This window comes from Geodermatophilus saharensis (assembly GCF_900188205.1).
GTDB lineage: Bacteria > Actinomycetota > Actinomycetes > Mycobacteriales > Geodermatophilaceae > Geodermatophilus > Geodermatophilus saharensis.
In genome coordinates, this window is sequence record NZ_FZOH01000008.1 from 32,064 (window position 1) to 48,606 (window position 16,543).

Genomic DNA, 16,543 nt, shown 5'->3' on the forward strand with positions numbered 1-16,543 from the left:
CCTATCCGAACCGCCTGACTCCCTGAGGAGAGAGATGACGACCATCCAGCACGCCCCGGCCGTCCCGACGCGCTGCGGCCCGACGGTCCACCGGGCCGACACCGCCCCCAACCGCCGCCGCGGCGGGGACATCCGGGTGCTGCTCTCCCCGGCCAGCGTCGGCTCGACCGCGGGCTTCATGGGCACCCTGACCCTCGAGCCCGGCGAGATCGTGACCGAGCACTGGCACCCGTACTCCGAGGAGTTCCTCTACTGCCAGGAGGGCGACGTCCTCGTCACCCTCGACGGCGAGGAGCGGCGGCTGGTCTCCGAGTCCGCCGTGCACATCCCGATCGGGGTGCGCCACCGCATCGTCAACGACACGGCGACGACGGCGACGTTCGTCTTCCTGTGCGGCCCGCTGGCGCCGCGGCCCGACCTCGGGCACGTGGACACCGAGCTCCCCCCGGGCGTGCGGTGATGCAGGACCGACGGCGGGTCGTCGTCACCGGCATCGGGGTGGTGGCGCCCGGCTCCATGGGCCGGGAGGGCTTCTGGGACATGATCACCGCCGGCCGGACGGCGACCCGGCGGATCACCTTCTTCGACCCGACCCGGTTCCGCTCCCAGGTCGCCGCGGAGGTGGACTTCGACGGCCGCAAGCTGGGCCTGTCCGCCCAGGAGGTCCACCGCAACGACCGCTTCGTGCAGATGGCGATGGTGGCCGCGGACGAGGCGGTCGCCGACAGCGGGCTGCGGTTCGGGGTCGGCGGCGCCGACGACGCCCCCGACCCCGACCGGGTCGGCGTCACCCTCGGCAGCGCCGTCGGCGCGACGATGCGGCTCGAGCAGGAGTACGTGTCGGTCAGCGACGCCGGCCGGCTGTGGGAGGTCGACCCGCGCTACGCCTCCCGGTACCTGATGCACGCGCTGGTGCCCAGCTGCGGTGCCACCGAGCTGGCCGTCCGCTTCGGCGCGCACGGCCCGGCGACGGTGGTCTCCACCGGCTGCACGTCGGGCATCGACTCCATCGGCTACGGCGCCCAGCTGGTGGAGGACGGCGACGCCGACGTCGTGCTGGCCGGTGCCAGCGACGCCCCGATCTCGCCGATCTCGATGGCCTGCTTCGACACCATCCGGGCCACCACCGACAGCAACGACGACCCGGAGCACGCCTCCAAGCCCTTCGACGCCCGCCGCAACGGGTTCGTCATGGGCGAGGGCGCGGCCGTGCTGGTGCTCGAGGAGCTCGAGCACGCCCGGGCGCGGGGCGCGGAGGTCTACTGCGAGGTCACCGGGTACGCCAGCCGGTGCAACGCCTTCCACATGACCGGTCTCAAGCCCGACGGGCTGGAGATGGCCGAGGCGATCACCGTCGCGCTCGGTCAGGGCCGGATCCACCCCGACGAGGTCGGCTACGTCAACGCCCACGGCTCGGGGACCAAGCAGAACGACCGGCACGAGACGGCGGCGGTCAAGCGCAGCCTGGGCCCGGCGGCCGGCCGGGTCGCGATGAGCTCGATCAAGTCGATGGTCGGTCACTCGCTGGGCGCCATCGGGTCGATCGAGGTCGCCGCCACCGCGCTCGCGGTCAGCCGCGGCGTGCTGCCGCCCACGGCCAACTACGAGGTGCCCGACCCCGAGTGCGACCTCGACTACGTGCCGAAGGTGGCGCGGGAGCAGAAGGTCGACGTCGCCATCTCCGTGGGCAGCGGCTTCGGCGGGTTCCAGTCGGCGATCGTGCTGGCCTCGCCCACCCGGAGGGAGTCGTGAGCAACCTGCTCGTCACCGGGATCGGCGTCGTCGCCCCCACCGGGGTCGGCGTCGAGGAGCACTGGGCCTCGCTCGTGCGCGGCGAGCCGGCGATCCGGCCGGTCGAGGGCTTCGACGCCGCCCGCTACGGGATCAGCCTCGCCGGGCAGGTGCGCGACTTCGTGCCCGCCGACCACGTGTCCCCGCAGCTGATGGTGCAGACCGACCGGTGGACCTGGATGTCCCTGGCGGCGGCGACGCTCGCCGCCGAGGACGCCGGCTACACCGCGCCGGAGGACGCCTACGCCACGTCGGTTTTCCTCGCCTCGGGCTCGGGCGGCAACGAGTTCAGCCAGCACGAGATCCAGGGCCTGTGGGCCAAGGGACCGCGGTCGGTGGGCGCCTACCAGTCGATCGCCTGGTTCTACGCGGCCAGCACCGGCCAGGTGTCCATCCGCGACGGGTTCAAGGGGCCCTCGGGCGTCGTCGTCACCGAGGGCGCCGGCGGGCTGGACAGCATCGGCTGGGCCCGCCGGGTGGTCCGGCGCGGCACCCCGGCGGTGCTGGTCGGCGGCACCGAGGCCGGGCTGTGCCCGTACGCGATGCTGTGCCAGGCCACCAGCGGGCGGCTGTCGACCGCGCAGCGGCCCGAGGACGCCTACAAGCCCTTCGACCGGCGTGCCAACGGCCACGTGGTCGGCGAGGGCGGGGCGATCCTGCTGCTGGAGGAGCCCGGGGCGGCCCGCGCCCGCGGCGTCCGCCGGGTGTGGGGCGAGGTGGCCGGCTACGCGGCCACCCACGACGCCCACCACCACGAGGACCCCGCGCCCGACGCCGTCCAGTACGCGCGGGCGATCCGGCTGTCGCTGGCCGACGCCGGTGTCACCCCCGACGAGGTCGACCTCGTGCTCGCCGACGGCGCCGGCGTGCCCGAGCTCGACCGGCTCGAGCTCGACGCGATCGCGGCGGTGTTCGGGGACCGCGCGACGCCGGTGCCGGTGACGGCGCCGTCGTCGTGGACCGGCCGGCTCATGGCCGGCGGCTCGGCGCTGGCCGTGGCCACCGCCCTGCTGGCGATGCGCGACGGGATCGTGCCGGGGACCGCCCACCTCGACGACCCGGTCGAGGCGCCCGGCGTCGACCTCGTCACCAGCAGCCGGGTGCAGGACCTGTCCACCGTGGTCGTCCTCGCCCGCGGCACCGGTGGCTTCAACAGCAGCCTGGTGCTGCGCCGACCCGAGGGAGCGACGGCATGACGACCCTGGAGGAGCGGCCCGCGACGGCGCACGACGGCGCGGTGCGCACGCTGCTGCGGATGCGGGTCCGCGAGGGCTGCGAGCAGGCCTTCGAGGACGCCTGGCGGGAGGCGGCGTCGCACATCGCCTCCGTTCCGGGCAACCTCCGCCAGGAGCTGATGCGCGACGCGTCGGACCCGCGGACCTTCCTGGTCGTCGCCGACTGGGCCGACAAGGAGGCGGTCGACGGGTTCGGCCGGTCGGCGGCCCGCGAGACGCTCACCGCGGCGCTGCGGGACCTGCGCGAGGACGCCGACCGCAGCACCTTCGAGGTGCTGTACGGCATCACCGGCGGGGAGCAGGCCTCGCACGTGCGCGTCGACATCAGCACCAAGGTGGCGCCGGGTGAGGAGGAGGCCTTCGAGCGCGCGTACGCGATCGTCACCGACCGGCTGCGCGGGACCAAGGGACTGATCCGGGAGGAGCTGCTCAAGGAGCCCGACTCCGACCTCTACCACATCTTCGCGGAGTGGGAGTCCGACCAGGACTTCCGCAACTGGGTGGAGGACCCCTCCCACCAGGACCAGAGCGGCCCGCTCATCCGCTGGCTGTCGGTGTTCTTCCAGCGCAAGCTCTACGAGATCCGGTACCGGCCGCAGGAGGCCGGCGTCCGGGGCGTCCGGGCGGCGCCCGCTCCGGCGGCACCCGCCGCGGCCGCTCCCGCCCCGGTCGCCCCGGCCCCGCGGGCGGAGGCCGTCCTCCCCACGCCCGCCCCGGTGCAGGAGACCCCCGTCCCGGTCGCCGCCGGTGACGACCGGCCCCCCGCGGCGGCGCGCACCCGGCCCGCCGCCGAGGTGCTCGTCGTCGGGGCCGGCCCGGCCGGCATGACCGCCGCCATCGAGCTGGCCCGCCGCGGGATCGCCGTGCGGGTGGTCGACAAGCGGCCGGAGGCCTCCACCCAGGCGGACAAGGCGATCGGCATCCACTGCCGGACGATGGAGATCTGGGAGGACCAGGGCATCGTCACCGAGGCGATGGACGCCGGCGCCTGGCTCTACGGCCAGACGGTGTTCGTCAACGGCGAGCAGACCCACCAGGTCGACTGGTCGGGCCTGGAGGAGCTGCCCTTCGCCCACCTCGGTCTCCCGCAGTACGAGACCGAGCGGATCCTCGGCGACCGGCTGCGCTCGCTGGGCGTCGAGGTGGAGCGCGGCGTGGAGCTCACCGGCTTCACCCAGGACGACGAGGGCGTCACCGCCACGCTGGTGCACCCCGGCGGCGAGGAGGAGCCGGCGCGGGCGGCCTACCTGGTCGGTGCCGACGGCGCCTCCAGCGCGGTGCGCGCCGGCCTCGGCCTGACCTTCGACGGCGGGCTGTCGATCTTCCCGCAGCTGTTCATGCTCGGCGACGTCGACGTCGACTGGGAGATGCCGCCCGGGCACCTGGTGCGCTGGGTCCGCATCGAGGACGACGGCGACTTCACCGGGATGCTGGTCTGCGTCCCGCTCAAGGGCCGCAACCGCTACCGGGTCGCGACGCTGGCGCCCAAGCGGCTGCAGGAGACGATCGGCAGCGGCGTCGTCCCCGCCGGGTTCTGGAAGGAGTACGACCCGCCGGGGCTGGCCGACATCCAGGCCGCGATCGACGACCTCGGCCCGGCCGGGACGACGGCGAGCAACCTGCGCTGGGCGTCGATCTTCCGGATCAAGCACGGCATCGTCGACCGGTACCGCGTGGGCCGGGTGTTCGTCGCCGGCGACGCCGCGCACCTGCACCCGCCGGCGGGCGGCCAGGGCATGAACACCGGCATCCAGGACGCGTGGAACCTGTCCTGGAAGCTCGCCCTCGCCGTCCGCGGGGAGGCCTCCCCCGACCTGCTCGACAGCTACGACGCCGAGCGGCGCCCGGCGGGCCGGGCGATCGTCGACCGGGCCGTGGCCATCGCGTTCACCGACGAGATGGACATGGAGGACGAGAAGGCGCAGTTCCTCCTCGAGATGCAGATGACGATGAACTACGCCGACAGCCCGCTGGTCGGCGAGGAGGCCGGCCGCCGCGGGTTCGACGGCGGGCCGCTGCCGGGTCACCGGGCGCCGGACGTCACGGGACTGCGCCGGTTCGGCGTCGCGCACGACCTGCGGCTGTTCGACCTGACCCGCGGCACGCACGCGACGCTGCTGATCTCGGTCGACTCCTCGGTCGGCGCGGAGGAGCTGCGGGAGTTCGAGGAGACGGCCGCGGCGATCCGGGCGGACACCCGCGGGCAGGTGCGCCCGTACCTGGTGGCCGGCCCCGGCGCCGTCGTCCCGCCGCTGGTCGACCTGCCGGTGCTCACCGATCCCGGCGACCGTCTCCGGACGGCGTACGGGATCGCCGGTCGGGGTGCGGCGGCCTACCTGGTGCGGCCCGACGGGCACGTCGGCTTCCGCACCCGGCCGGTCCGGGAGGACGCGCTGCGCGAGCACCTGGCCGGCGTCTACGCGGTCTGAGCCGCACCTGCACCACCCAGCACCACCCAGCACCACCCAGGGGGAACCCGTGACCCACACCGGGCGCACGGCAGCGACACCGCTCCACGACACCGGCCCCGTGCCCGGCGCGCACGTGTGCGCGCCGGGGACGGGGCCGGCTCGTGTCAGCGCCCGGCCGCCTGCTGACCCGCCGGTCGCGCGGATGCGGACACCGGTGACCGGCCCCCGGCTCCGGCGCCCACCGCCTCGGGCTCCGCCCCCGCGGCTCGACGTCCCCGTCGACGAGTCGGGGTGATCGCCGCCATCTCGGCTTCCCGGGGGCTGCTCCGCCTGCCCCTCCTCCCCACCCTGCACGCCGTGTCCGGAGGCACACGATGAACCACGCCCCTCCTCCCCAGCTGGCGTCGCCCGACGCCTCGACGACCCCCACGGCCGAGCCCTCGACGTCACCGACGGCTCCGACACCGACCGCTTCGCCACCGACGGCTCCGACGGCTCCGACGGCTCCGACGGCGATGTCCGCGACCATCCCCGCCGCCTGGGCCTCGGCCACGTGGCGCCCGTTCCGCAACGTGATCGTCTGCCGCCTCGTCCCGGGCAGTGAGGACCGGGTCGGCTCGGTGTTCGCCCACTACGACCGGATCACCCGGCCGCAGGACCTCGGCGTCGTCGGCCGGGTCATGCTCTCCCACCACGATCTCTACCTGCACGTGCTCGAGCGCAAGGAGGACCCCGCGGTCTCCGGGCAGCGCCGGGGCCTGCCGGCGTTCCAGGCGATCGCCGAGGCCATCGCCCCCTACGTGACCCCCTACCCCAGCTACTGGGAGAACCCGTCGCACTCGGTGGCGAGGCACTTCTACACGTGGGTGCCCGAGGGTGGGGTCACCGGAGAGCGTCAGCTGACCGTCATGGTCCAGCGGATGCGGCCGGGCAGCGAGGAGGACGTCGCCCGGGTGTATGCCGAGTCCGACGCCGGTCCGCTCTCGGCGGAGACGGGGATCACCGGCCGATGGCTGTACTCCATGGAGGACGTCGTCGTGCACCTCCTGGAGCAGGACCCGGTCAGAGCCGCGGCCGTGCGGCAGAACCACGAGTCGCTGCGGCCGGCCTTCGCCAAGGTCATGGCCGACCTCGCTCCGTACGTCAGCCCGTACCGCCCGGAGACGTGGCAGAACCCCCGTGACTCGGTGGCCCGGGTCTTCCACCGCTGGACGGCTCCGGACTGGCAGCCCGCGGACTGACGCCGCCGGTCCGGACACGCTGCGACCGCCGGGACCCGCCCTCCCGGCGGTCGCGGCGTGTCCGGGGGAGGGTGCTCGCGCGGAGTCACCGACCCTGTGCGGAGGGGACGGGGCGTCGGCCTGTCGCGCTGCCGTCCGGGCCTCCGATTGTCACGACCGGGTCACGTCCTTAGCGTTTCGGCGTCCGGCCGGTCGTCTCGTCCCCGTCCGGGGGACCCCTGCCGGATGCCGCCGAGTCGCGCCCACGCCGTGGGTGCGAGCCGGGGACCCACCTGTACCACCGGGGTGAGTCCCGCTCCCGGCCCCCGGGAGCGGGTAGGGCACTCCCAGCCCGAACCCGTCAGCTGACCTGGTAGGCGGCCAGGGGAGAACGGAGCACAACCGCGCCGGGGCCCTGCGCCCCCGCGCCCGCAGGTCCGGGACCGTCGCGCTCCCGCCTGCCACCAGCCTGCACACACCCAGCCGTCGTACGCGCCTGCAGCCGGACGCCCCGTCCGGCCGGTGCCGCACGCCCGGCTGACGATCCCTGCCCGACCCAGGCCCCGTGCCGCACCACATCCCGACCCAGCGCCGTCCGGTGACGGCGCCGGTCGACCGTGCCCTCCAGGAGGACGACCCGATGCACGCACACACCCACCTCGAGCCCACCCCCGCCACCGCGACGCGGCGCCGCCGCGCCCTGCACCTGCTGACCGCCACGGGGGCGATGACCCTCGCCCTCGCCTTCGGCGGTCAGGCGGTCGCCCAGGCGGACGAGCACTGGGGAGGGCGCGACTCCAGCTCGGGCTGGAGCGGTGACTGGCGCAGCGACCGGTGGGGCGGTGCTGCGCCGGCGGCCGAGGCGGCGCCCGCACCGGCCCCGGCCGAGGCTCCGGCTCCGGCGCCCGCCCCGGCTCCGGCACCCGCCCCGGCTCCCGCACCCGCGCCGGCCCCGGCCGCCACCGGCGAGCAGGCCTACAAGGACTACGCCCTCGTCCAGCTCGGCGGCGACACCACCCAGTTCGGCTGCCTGGAGCAGCTGTGGGAGCGGGAGAGCGGGTGGAACCCGAACGCGCAGAACCCCAGCAGCACCGCGTACGGCATCGCCCAGTTCCTCGACTCGACGTGGGCGGGCACCGGCATCGCGAAGACGTCGGACCCGTACCGGCAGATCGACGCCGGGCTGATCTACATCGAGAACCGCTACGGCAGCCCCTGCGCGGCCTGGGCGCACTTCCAGGCGAACAGCTGGTACTGATCCGCTGACCCCGGGAGCCCCCTCCGGACGTCCGGAGGGGGCTCCCGGGCCTGCCGCGGCGGCTCAGCCGGCGCGCAGCGCCGGGTAGTCGGTGTAGCCCTCGGCGCCCGCCGCGTAGAACAGGTGCGACCGGATCTCGTTCTCCGGGTGCTCCCCCGCCCAGCGCTCCACCAGGTCGGGGTTGGCGATGACGGCCCGGCCCACGGCGACGACGTCGGCGTGCGCGGCCTCGATGAGCGCCAGCGCCTCCTCGCGGGTGGTCACCGAGGCGAAGCCGCTGTTGGCCATGAGCGGGACGCCCGAGCGGCGGCGCAGCTCCTGCACGAGGTCGCCGGCGGGATCGCGGTGCAGCACGGAGAGGTAGGCCAGGCCGAGCGGCCGCAGCCGGTCGAGCAGCGAGCCGTAGGTGGCGAGCACGTCGGCGCGGTCGGGCTCGAGGGCGTCCTGGATGCCGTGCTCGGGGGAGATGCGCAGGCCCACGCGCCCCGCGCCGATCGCGTCGGCCACAGCGGTGACGACCTCGGCGACGAGGCGGGCACGGTTCTCCGGCGAGCCGCCGTACTCGTCGTCGCGGACGTTGGACGACGGCGCCAGGAACTCGTGCAGCAGGTAGCCGTTGGCGCCGTGGATCTCCACGCCGTCCAGTCCGGCCTCGACGGCACGCTCGGCGGCTCGGGCGAAGTCGCGCACGACGTCGCGGACCTCGCCGGTGGTCAGCGCGTGCGGCACCGGGTAGGGGTGCTTGCCGGTGCTGGTGCGCGCCTGCCCGTCGATGGCGATGGCGCTGGGGGCCACGACGCGGCGGCCGCCGTTGGTGTCGGGGTGGGTGACCCGCCCGCCGTGCATGACCTGCACGACGACCCGGCCGCCGCGCGCGTGCACCGCGTCGGCGACGCGGCGCCAGCCGGCCACCTGCTCGTCGGTGACGATCCCAGGCTGGCCGACGAAGGCCTGCGACTCGTGGTTGGGGTAGGTGCCCTCGGTGACGATCAGGCCGACGCCGGCGCGCTGCGCGTAGTGCTCGACGACGAGGTCACCGGGCACGCCGGAGGAGCCCGAGCGCATGCGGGTCAGCGGCGCCATGGCCACGCGGTTGGCGAGCTCGAGCTCGCCGAGGGTCACGGGGGAGAACAGGTCCACGCCGGTTCCGACACCCGTGCCGCCCGCGCCATTCCGGGGTGCGGGCGGGGTCACAGGCGGCACGATGACCCGGTGACCTCCCTGAGCGACGCCGTCGAGGGCTGGGCGCCGGGCCCGCTGACCGGCACCGAGGTGGTCGCGCCCGGGCCCGCGGCCGCCTTCGCCGCGCTGCTGGACCAGCCCGCTCCACCGCTCGGCGACGGCGACCCGCTGCCACCGGGCTGGCACGTGTTCACCTTCCTCGACCACCCGGCCACCGCCGACCTCGGCGAGGACGGCCACCCCCGCTCCGGGCACTTCCTCCCGCCGCTGCCCCACCGGCGCCGGATGATCGCCGGCGGGCGGCTGCAGGTCACCGGGCCGCTGCGGGTCGGGACGGTGGTCGAGCGGACGTCGTCACTGGCCCGCTGCGCGGTCAAGGCCGGTCGGAGCGGGGAGATGCTGCTGGTCACCGTGCGCAGCGAGTACCGCGAGGACGGCGCACTGCTGGTCACCGAGGAGCAGGACGTCGTCTACCGGTCGCAGGAGGCCGGTTCGTCACCGGCGCCGGCGGGGGCGGGCACGCCGGGCCTGCCCGACGGCCCGGGGGTGGCGGTCCTGCCCGACGCGGCGCTGCTCTTCCGGTTCAGCGCGCTCACCTACAACGCCCACCGCATCCACTACGACCACCCCTACGTGACGCAGGTGGAGGGCCACCCCGGCCTGGTCGTGCACGGGCCGCTGCTCGCGCTGCTGCTGCTCGAGGTCCCGCGCCGGCACGTGCCCGCCCGGTCCGTCACGTCCTTCGCGCACCGGCTGGTCCGCCCGGCGTACGCGGGGACGCCAGTGCGGGCGACCGGCCGGTTCGACGGGGACCGGGTCGAGCTGTCGGCCGCGGCGGCCGGCGCGCCGGCGTCGGCCACCGGCACCGCGGTGCTGGGGGCGGCGGCGTGACGGAGCTGAGCCGGGAGGAGCGCGACGTCGTCGCCACCGTGCGGACGTTCGTCGACCGCGAGGTGCGGCCGGTGGTGCGCGCGCTCGAGCACGCCGACACCTACCCCGAGGCGTTGGTCGAGCGGATGAAGCAGCTCGGCGTCTTCGGCCTGGCGGTCCCGGAGCCGTGGGGCGAGGCGCCGGTGTCGATGCCCTGCTACGCGCTGGTCACCGCCGAGCTCGCCCGTGGGTGGATGTCACTGGCGGGGGCGATGGGCGGGCACACCGTCGTCGCGAAGCTGCTGGTCGCCTTCGGCACCCGCGAGCAGCAGGACCGTTGGCTGCCGCGCATGGCGACCGGCGAGGTGCGGGCGACGATGGCGCTCACCGAGCCCGGTGGCGGGTCGGACCTGCAGGCGATGACCACCGTGGCCCGGCGGGACGGCGACGGGGACGGCTACGTCGTCGACGGCGCGAAGACGTGGATCACCAACTCCCGGCGGTCGCAGTTGATCGCGCTGCTGTGCAAGACCGACCCGGCGGCGCAGCCGCGGCACCGCGGGGTGTCGGTGCTGCTGGTGGAGCACGGGCCCGGGCTGACCGTCTCGCGGGACCTGCCCAAGCTCGGCTACAAGGGCGTGGAGAGCTGCGAGCTCGTCTTCGACGGGTACCGGGCGCCGGCCGACGCCGTCCTGGGCGGGGTCGAGGGGCGCGGGTTCGCGCAGATGATGACCGGGCTGGAGACCGGCCGCATCCAGGTGGCGGCGCGGGCGGTGGGCGTGGCCCAGGCGGCCTTCGACGACGCGCTGCGCTATGCCCAGCAGCGGGAGAGCTTCGGCCGGCCGATCTGGCAGCACCAGTCGGTGGGCAACCTGCTCGCGGACATGGCCACCTCGCTGACCGCCGCCCGCCAGCTCGTGCTGCACGCCGCCGAGCGGTACGAGAGCGGGCAGCGGTGCAACCTGGAGGCCGGCATGGCGAAGCTGTTCGCCTCGGAGACGGCGATGCGCATCGCGCTGGACGCCATCCGGGTGCACGGGGGGCACGGCTACTCGACCGAGTTCGACGTGGAGCGCTACTTCCGCGACGCCCCGCTGATGATCGTCGGTGAGGGCACCAACGAGATCCAGCGCGACGTCATCGCCCGCCAGCTGGTGGCCCGCGGCGGCCTCGACTGAGCCGACGCGGGTGGGCCGGCGCCGGTGAGCGGGGCGTTCCCGCGGGAACGCCCCGAGTCGCCGACCTGCGGTTCTGTCGGCAGCCTCGCCTAGCGTGTCGAACACACGTTCGAGGAGGTTGCATGGACCAGGACGCCGACCTATCGCTCGACGAGCTCGCCCGGCGCATCACCGGTACGGCCGTCCGGCTGGCCGCCGCAACGGCGGAGTGGCTCGGGCTCATCGCGGAGTTCGACCGCCGCGAGGGCTGGGGCGGCGCCGGCCTGCGCTCGTGCGCCCACTGGCTGGCCTGGCAGTGCGGGCTGTCCCCGGGCGCGGCCCGCGAGCACGTCCGCGTCGCCCGGGCGCTGACCGGCCTGCCCCGCATCCGGCAGTCCTTCGCGGCCGGCCGGCTCTCCTACTCGAAGGTGCGAGCGCTGACCCGCGTCGCCGAGCCCGACACCGAGGCCGTCCTGCTCGACCTCGCGCGGGAGGCCACCGCCGCCCAGGTCGAACGCGTGGTCCGCGCCTGGCGCCGGTCGGACGCCCCCGATGCCGGGACGGCGCGCGACAAGCGGCGGTTCGAGCACTGGTGGGACGACGACGGGATGCTGCACGTCCGCATGTGCCTCGACGCCGAGGAGGGCGCGGCCTTCCTCGCCGGCGTCGACTCCCTGGCCGAGCGCGACGCACGCCGCGAGCGGGCCGCCGCCCGGCGGGACGAGGGTGCCGGGACCGCACCCGACGGCCCGTCCGGCGGGGTCGACGAGGTGGCGCTCGCCCGGGAGCGGACCGCGGCGCGCCGGTGTGCCGCGGTCGCCCGGCTGGCCGCCGCCGCTCCCGAGGCCGACCGCCGGGCCGGGGGCCCTCCTCGCCGCGAGGTCGTCGTGCACGTCGACGCGGCTGTCGTCGCCGACGACGCCGCCGCCGGCCGGGCCCACCTGGAGGGCGGGCCGGCGCTGCACGGCAGCCAGGTGCGGCGGATGCTGTGCGAGGCCACGGTCGTCACCATGCTGTCGCGCGGCCGGGAGCCGCTCGCCGTGGGCCGGGCCCGGCGGCTGGCCACCCGGGCCCAGCGACGGGCCCTGTGGCGTCGCGACGGCGGGTGTGCGCGGCCCGGGTGCCCGGAGACGCGCGTCGAGCGGTTGCACGCGCACCACCTGCGGCACTGGGTGTTCGGCGGGGCCACCGACCTCGACAACCTGGTGCTGCTCTGCGACGCCGACCACGGCCTGGCGCACGACCTCGACCTGGCCATGACGCGGCGCGCGGGCGAACTGGTCGCCGTCACCCCCGACGGCCGGCGGGTGTGGGGGCCGGCCGACGCCGCGTTCACGGCCGGCTCCGCGGAGCGGAGAGCCGCCACCACACCGGCCGGGGCAGCGGGCAGTCCGGCGCCGGTCACCCGGTTGCCCCTCCTCGACGGGACACCCGACCTCGGGACGCCCGACCTGCCCGGCACCCTCGCCGTCGGCGGGGAGCGCATGGACCTCGGCTACGTCGTGAGCGTCCTGCTCCGCAACCGAGACCTGGAGCGCCGCGTCCGGGCCGAGAACGCCGGCGAGCCGGTCGCCGCCGCCTGAGCCCGGCGGTGCTGGGCCCGGCGGTGCTGGGCCCGGCGGTGCTGAGCCCGGTGGCGTTCCCGCGGGAACGCCACCGGGCCCTCCCGGCCGGGTGACCGGGAGGGCCCGCGCGGCGGGAGCGGTCAGGCGACCGCCCGCCGGGAGGTGACGACCGCACCGGCGACCAGGCTGACCACGACCCACCCGGTCAGCACCAGCACCTGGGTGGTGCCGCCGTGCCCGGCGGCGAGACCCAGGACGGCGTCGGCCGGGTCGAGCTTCTCGGCGATGCCCGGCTGGGCCAGCCGGAGGACCGGCATGACGCCCAGGACGGTCAGGTAGAGGCCGGTCAGCGCCGCGGGCGAGTTGGCGACGGCGGCACCCACGCCGGCTCCGATCACCGCGAAGGCCGCACCGGCCGCGACCACGACCCCGAGGGCCTGCGGGACGCCGTCCCAGCTCAGGTCCCCGACGGGGGCCACCGCCAGCACGCCGGCCGTCGCCGAGGCCGCGACGGCGGCCAGGACGGCACCGAGGAGGGCCACGGCGACCGCCTTGGCGGCCAGCACGCGCCCGCGCTGCGGGACCACGAGGAACGTCGTCTGCACGGTCCGGTGGGTCCACTCGCCGGCCGTCGACAGCACGCCCACGGCGAGCAGCACGAGCACGGTGACCAGGCCGAGGGCGCCGATCGGCCCCGCGGCCGAGCCGAGCTCGTCGTCGCTGGTGGCCGCCATGACGGCGGTGATGCCGGGAGCGAGCAGCGCCGAGGCCAGGGCCAACGTCTTCCCGGAGCGGGTGGACAGGGACTTGCGGATCTCCAGGGCGACCAGCGTGGCGGCCGACGCGCCCCGCTCGCGGGCGGCGGGACGGACGGCTGACGAGGCGGCCGATGCGGCCGCGGAGGGGGTGAGGGTGGTGCTCATGGCGGGCTCCAGGGAGGGAGGGAGGGAGGGAGGGAGTCAGGAGGCGGCGGTGAGCTGGAAGAAGACGTCCTCGATGCCGCGGCTGACCGGGCGCAGGTCGGTGAGCGCCAGCCCGGCCGCGGCGGCGACGGCCCCCACGGCGCCCGGCTCGGCGCCGGGCACGGTGAGCCGGCCGTCGGGACCGTGCTGCACGGAGAACCCGGCGGCCTCCAGCGCGCGGGTCAGCGCGGCCGGGTCGGCGGCGCGGACGGCGGTGCCCTCGTCGCCGAGCAGCTCGGCCACGGGGCCGTCGGCGACGATCCGGCCGGCGCCGATCACCAGCAGCCGGTCGACGGTGTGCTCGACCTCGCCCAGCAGGTGGGACGACAGCAGCACCGTCCCGCCGCGGGCGGCGTGCCCGCGCAGCAGGTCCCGCATCCAGCGGATGCCCTCGGGGTCCAGGCCGTTGGCCGGCTCGTCGAAGACCAGCACCGGCGGGTCGGCCAGCAGCGCCCCGGCGATGCCCAGCCGCTGCCGCATGCCCAGCGAGTAGCCGCCGATCCGCCGCCGCGCGGCCCCGGACAGGCCGACGGTCTCCAGGACCTCGTCGACCCGCGCCCCGGGCACCCCGATCGCGGCGGCGAGCAGCTGGAGGTGGACCCGGCCCGTCCGGCCCGGGTGTACGGCCGAGGCGTCGAGCAGCGTCCCGACGACGGCGCCGGGGTTGGGCAGCTCGGCATAGGGCCGGCCGTCGACCAGCGCGGTGCCCGAGGTCGCCGGCACCAGGCCGGTCATCATCCGCATCGTCGTGCTCTTGCCGGCCCCGTTGGGTCCGAGGAAGCCGGTCACCGTGCCCGGCTCGAGGACGAAGGACACGTCGTCGACGACGGTCCGGGAGCCGTACTGCTTGGTCAGTCCGCTGACCTCGATCATGGGGACCTCCTCGGTCGCCGACCGGCCCGTCCGGTCACGGCGACGAGACTGGCCGCGGAGGAGACAGCCCCGCGTCGGCCGGGGGACTCGACCTGGGACGCCGGGAGTCGCGCGCCGTGTCGTCCGAACGGTGACCCCGGCAGCGACCGACGGACGACCCGCCGGGGCGGCGCGGCGTCCTACGCTCCGCGCCATGGGGCTGCGCGCACGGCTGTGGCCGGGCCTCGGACCCCGCGGCGTCGGGCTCGAGGTGGCCCTCGCGCTGCTCGGCACCGTCGCCGTCGGGCTGTCCGCCGCCGCACCGGGCAGCGGGCCGCTGGCCGTCGTCGTCCCGGGGACCGTGCTCCTCGTCGTCACCCTCGCCCTGCTGCGCCGCCGCGCGCCCCTGGTCGCGTTCACGATCGGCGCCGTCCTGTCGGCCCTCTCCCCCGCGGTCACCGTCGCGAGCCTGCTCACCGCCTACGCCGTCGGCCGGTACGAGGCGCGCTGGCCGGTGCGCACGGCCGCGGCGGTCGTGGGTGCCGTCGCCGTCGCCCAGCCGTGGACGCTCACCTCGGCCAACGCGTGGGTCGGCGCCGTCGGCGGCGCCCTGGTGGTCGTCCTGCTGCCCGGCGCGCTGGGCGCCTGGGCCCGGACGCGGGCGGAGCTCGTCGCGGCGCTCACCGGCCGGGCGGAGCGGGCCGAGGCCGAGCGCGAGCTGCTGGCCCGCGAGGCGGTGCTCACCGAGCGCACGCGGATCGCCCGCGAGATGCACGACGCCGTCGGGCACCGGGTGAGCCTCATGGTGCTGCAGGCCGGGGCGATCGAGGTGGCCGCGCAGGACCCCGGACGGGTGGAGCAGCTGGCCGGCCAGGTGCAGGCGGCCGGACGGCAGGCACTGGAGGAGCTGCGGCAGATGGTCGGCGTGCTGCGCGCGGAGGAGGTCGACGAGTCCGCGCCGCTGGGTCCGCAGCCGGGGCTGACGGACCTGCCCCGCCTGGTCGAGGCGGCCCGCGCCGCCGGCATGACGGTGGCCTGGACCGGGCCCGCGGAGGGGAGCGCGCCGGTGGACCCCGCCGTCGGCCGGGCGGCCTACCGCATCGTGCAGGAGGCGCTGACCAACGCGGGCAAGCACGCCCCGGGCGCCCCGGTCGAGGTCGTCGTCGAGCGGGCGCCGGCCGAGCTGCGCGTCCGGGTGCGCAACGGGCCACCGGCCCGCGCCGCGCAGACGGTGCCCGGCGGCGGCTTCGGGCTGGTCGGCCTCGCCGAGCGGGTGCGCACGCTCGGCGGCCGGCTGCGGGCGGAGCCGCGCCTCGACGGCGGTTTCGGCGTCGAGGCGGTGCTCCCGGCGTGAGCGGGCAGCCGGGTCCGCGGCGCATCCGGGTGCTGCTGGTCGACGACGAGGAGCTGGTCCGCTTCGGCCTGCGCACCGTGCTGGAGGCGGCCGGTGACGTGGAGGTCGTCGGTGAGGCGGGCGACGGCGCCGCGGGGGTGGCCGCCGCGCGGGAGCTGCGCCCCGACGTCGTCCTCACCGACATCCGCATGCCGGGGATGGACGGGCTCGCCGCCACCCGGGCGATCCTCGCGCTGCCCGACCCGCCGCAGGTGGCGGTCCTGACCACCTTCCACGTGGACGAGTACGTCTACGCGGCGCTGGCCGCCGGCGCGGCCGGCTTCCTGCTCAAGGACACCCCGCCGCGGGAGATCGCCGCCGCCGTCCGCGCGGTGGCCGACGGGACGGCGACCCTCTCCCCCGCCGTCACCGCCACCCTCATCGCCTCCTACGTCGACCGGCGGGCCGCTCCCCGGCGGGCCGAGGCGCTGCGGCGGGTGGCCGCCCTCTCCGACCGCGAGCGCGAGGTGCTGACCCTCCTCGGCAGCGGGGAGTCCAACGCCGACCTCGCCCGGCGACTGTTCGTCAGCGAGGCGACGGTGAAGACCTACGTCTCGCGGCTGCTGACCAAGCTCGACCTGGCCAACCGCACCCAGGCGGCGATCCTCGCCCACGAGGCCGGTCTGCTCGAGGGCTGAGCGAGCGGC

14 protein-coding genes and 1 riboswitch are annotated in these 16,543 nt (G+C 76.0%); of the genes, 11 read left to right on the forward strand and 3 right to left on the reverse strand.

The genetic code is table 11. The features are described from left to right. Positions 1-34: 34 nt before the first annotated feature. The 6 genes from CHC04_RS17965 (at position 35) to CHC04_RS24310 (ending at position 7,915) form a co-directional block, all read left to right on the forward strand. Positions 35-460 (forward strand): cupin domain-containing protein, encoded by a 426-nt coding sequence (locus CHC04_RS17965; protein WP_089405329.1) that lies wholly within the window; start codon positions 35-37, stop codon positions 458-460. Further along, a complete protein-coding gene (locus tag CHC04_RS17970; protein ID WP_089405513.1) occupies positions 460-1,752 on the forward strand; it encodes a beta-ketoacyl-[acyl-carrier-protein] synthase family protein in 1,293 nt (430 codons plus the stop codon). Before CHC04_RS17965 ends, CHC04_RS17970 begins: the two co-directional genes overlap by 1 nt. Continuing rightward, on the forward strand, positions 1,749-2,987 hold the full coding sequence (locus tag CHC04_RS17975; RefSeq protein WP_089405330.1) for a beta-ketoacyl synthase N-terminal-like domain-containing protein: 1,239 nt from the start codon (positions 1,749-1,751) through the stop codon (positions 2,985-2,987). The genes CHC04_RS17970 and CHC04_RS17975 overlap by 4 nt, the downstream gene beginning before the upstream one ends. After that, entirely contained in the window at positions 2,984-5,455 is a 2,472-nt protein-coding gene (locus CHC04_RS17980; RefSeq protein ID WP_176450081.1) for an FAD-dependent oxidoreductase, read from the forward strand. The genes CHC04_RS17975 and CHC04_RS17980 overlap by 4 nt, the downstream gene beginning before the upstream one ends. 497 nt (positions 5,456-5,952) lie before the next feature. Beyond that, positions 5,953-6,678 carry a TcmI family type II polyketide cyclase gene (locus CHC04_RS17985; RefSeq protein ID WP_245817422.1) on the forward strand — a complete coding sequence of 242 codons (726 nt, stop codon included), beginning with the start codon at positions 5,953-5,955 and terminating at the stop codon, positions 6,676-6,678. Positions 6,679-6,897: 219 nt separating this feature from the next. Further along, a riboswitch (cyclic di-AMP (ydaO/yuaA leader) is annotated at positions 6,898-7,052 on the forward strand. A gap of 245 nt (positions 7,053-7,297) precedes the next feature. After that, positions 7,298-7,915: an aggregation-promoting factor C-terminal-like domain-containing protein gene (locus CHC04_RS24310; RefSeq protein WP_176450082.1), complete on the forward strand. Its 618-nt coding sequence runs from the start codon at positions 7,298-7,300 to the stop codon at positions 7,913-7,915. Positions 7,916-7,978: 63 nt separating this feature from the next. Here CHC04_RS24310 and CHC04_RS17995 read toward each other — a convergent pair whose 3' ends face one another. Beyond that, entirely contained in the window at positions 7,979-9,055 is a 1,077-nt protein-coding gene (locus CHC04_RS17995) for an alkene reductase (protein ID WP_089405332.1), read from the reverse strand. Between the two features lie 72 nt (positions 9,056-9,127). Between CHC04_RS17995 and CHC04_RS18000 the strand changes: the two genes are divergently transcribed. From CHC04_RS18000 to CHC04_RS18010, 3 genes are all read left to right on the forward strand, one after another. Beyond that, positions 9,128-9,988: an HTD2 family dehydratase gene (locus CHC04_RS18000; protein ID WP_089405333.1), complete on the forward strand. Its 861-nt coding sequence runs from the start codon at positions 9,128-9,130 to the stop codon at positions 9,986-9,988. Next, positions 9,985-11,145, forward strand: coding sequence for an acyl-CoA dehydrogenase family protein (locus tag CHC04_RS18005; protein ID WP_089405334.1), 1,161 nt, complete (start codon positions 9,985-9,987; stop codon positions 11,143-11,145). Before CHC04_RS18000 ends, CHC04_RS18005 begins: the two co-directional genes overlap by 4 nt. Positions 11,146-11,267: 122 nt before the next feature. Further along, positions 11,268-12,707 (forward strand): HNH endonuclease signature motif containing protein, encoded by a 1,440-nt coding sequence (locus CHC04_RS18010; protein ID WP_089405335.1) that lies wholly within the window; start codon positions 11,268-11,270, stop codon positions 12,705-12,707. Between the two features lie 122 nt (positions 12,708-12,829). Here the strand turns inward: CHC04_RS18010 and CHC04_RS18015 are convergent, their stop codons facing one another. Continuing rightward, entirely contained in the window at positions 12,830-13,612 is a 783-nt protein-coding gene (locus CHC04_RS18015) for a hypothetical protein (protein ID WP_089405336.1), read from the reverse strand. Between the two features lie 36 nt (positions 13,613-13,648). Beyond that, positions 13,649-14,524, reverse strand: coding sequence for an ABC transporter ATP-binding protein (locus tag CHC04_RS18020; RefSeq protein ID WP_089405337.1), 876 nt, complete (start codon positions 14,522-14,524; stop codon positions 13,649-13,651). Between the two features lie 193 nt (positions 14,525-14,717). On the opposite strand from CHC04_RS18020, the gene CHC04_RS18025 reads away from it, so the two are divergent. Both CHC04_RS18025 and CHC04_RS18030 read left to right on the forward strand, forming a co-directional pair. Next, positions 14,718-15,857, forward strand: coding sequence for a sensor histidine kinase (locus CHC04_RS18025; RefSeq protein WP_176450083.1), 1,140 nt, complete (start codon positions 14,718-14,720; stop codon positions 15,855-15,857). After that, positions 15,854-16,534, forward strand: a complete 681-nt coding sequence (locus CHC04_RS18030; RefSeq protein ID WP_217897437.1) for a response regulator transcription factor — start codon at positions 15,854-15,856, stop codon at positions 16,532-16,534. Before CHC04_RS18025 ends, CHC04_RS18030 begins: the two co-directional genes overlap by 4 nt. The last annotated feature ends 9 nt before the right edge of the window (positions 16,535-16,543 follow it).

Excerpts from the sequence above, each read along its gene's own strand:
- CHC04_RS17985 (WP_245817422.1), top strand. The coding sequence starts at position 5,953 with ATGTCCGCGACCATCCCCGCCGCCTGGGCCTCGGCCACGTGGCGCCCG.
- CHC04_RS17965 (WP_089405329.1), top strand. The coding sequence starts at position 35 with ATGACGACCATCCAGCACGCCCCGGCCGTCCCGACGCGCTGCGGCCCG.
- CHC04_RS18020 (WP_089405337.1), bottom strand. The coding sequence starts at position 14,524 with ATGATCGAGGTCAGCGGACTGACCAAGCAGTACGGCTCCCGGACCGTC.
- CHC04_RS18010 (WP_089405335.1), top strand. The coding sequence starts at position 11,268 with ATGGACCAGGACGCCGACCTATCGCTCGACGAGCTCGCCCGGCGCATC.
- CHC04_RS18015 (WP_089405336.1), bottom strand. The coding sequence starts at position 13,612 with ATGAGCACCACCCTCACCCCCTCCGCGGCCGCATCGGCCGCCTCGTCA.
- CHC04_RS18025 (WP_176450083.1), top strand. The coding sequence starts at position 14,718 with ATGGGGCTGCGCGCACGGCTGTGGCCGGGCCTCGGACCCCGCGGCGTC.
- CHC04_RS17970 (WP_089405513.1), top strand. The coding sequence starts at position 460 with ATGCAGGACCGACGGCGGGTCGTCGTCACCGGCATCGGGGTGGTGGCG.
- CHC04_RS24310 (WP_176450082.1), top strand. The coding sequence starts at position 7,298 with ATGCACGCACACACCCACCTCGAGCCCACCCCCGCCACCGCGACGCGG.
- CHC04_RS17980 (WP_176450081.1), top strand. The coding sequence starts at position 2,984 with ATGACGACCCTGGAGGAGCGGCCCGCGACGGCGCACGACGGCGCGGTG.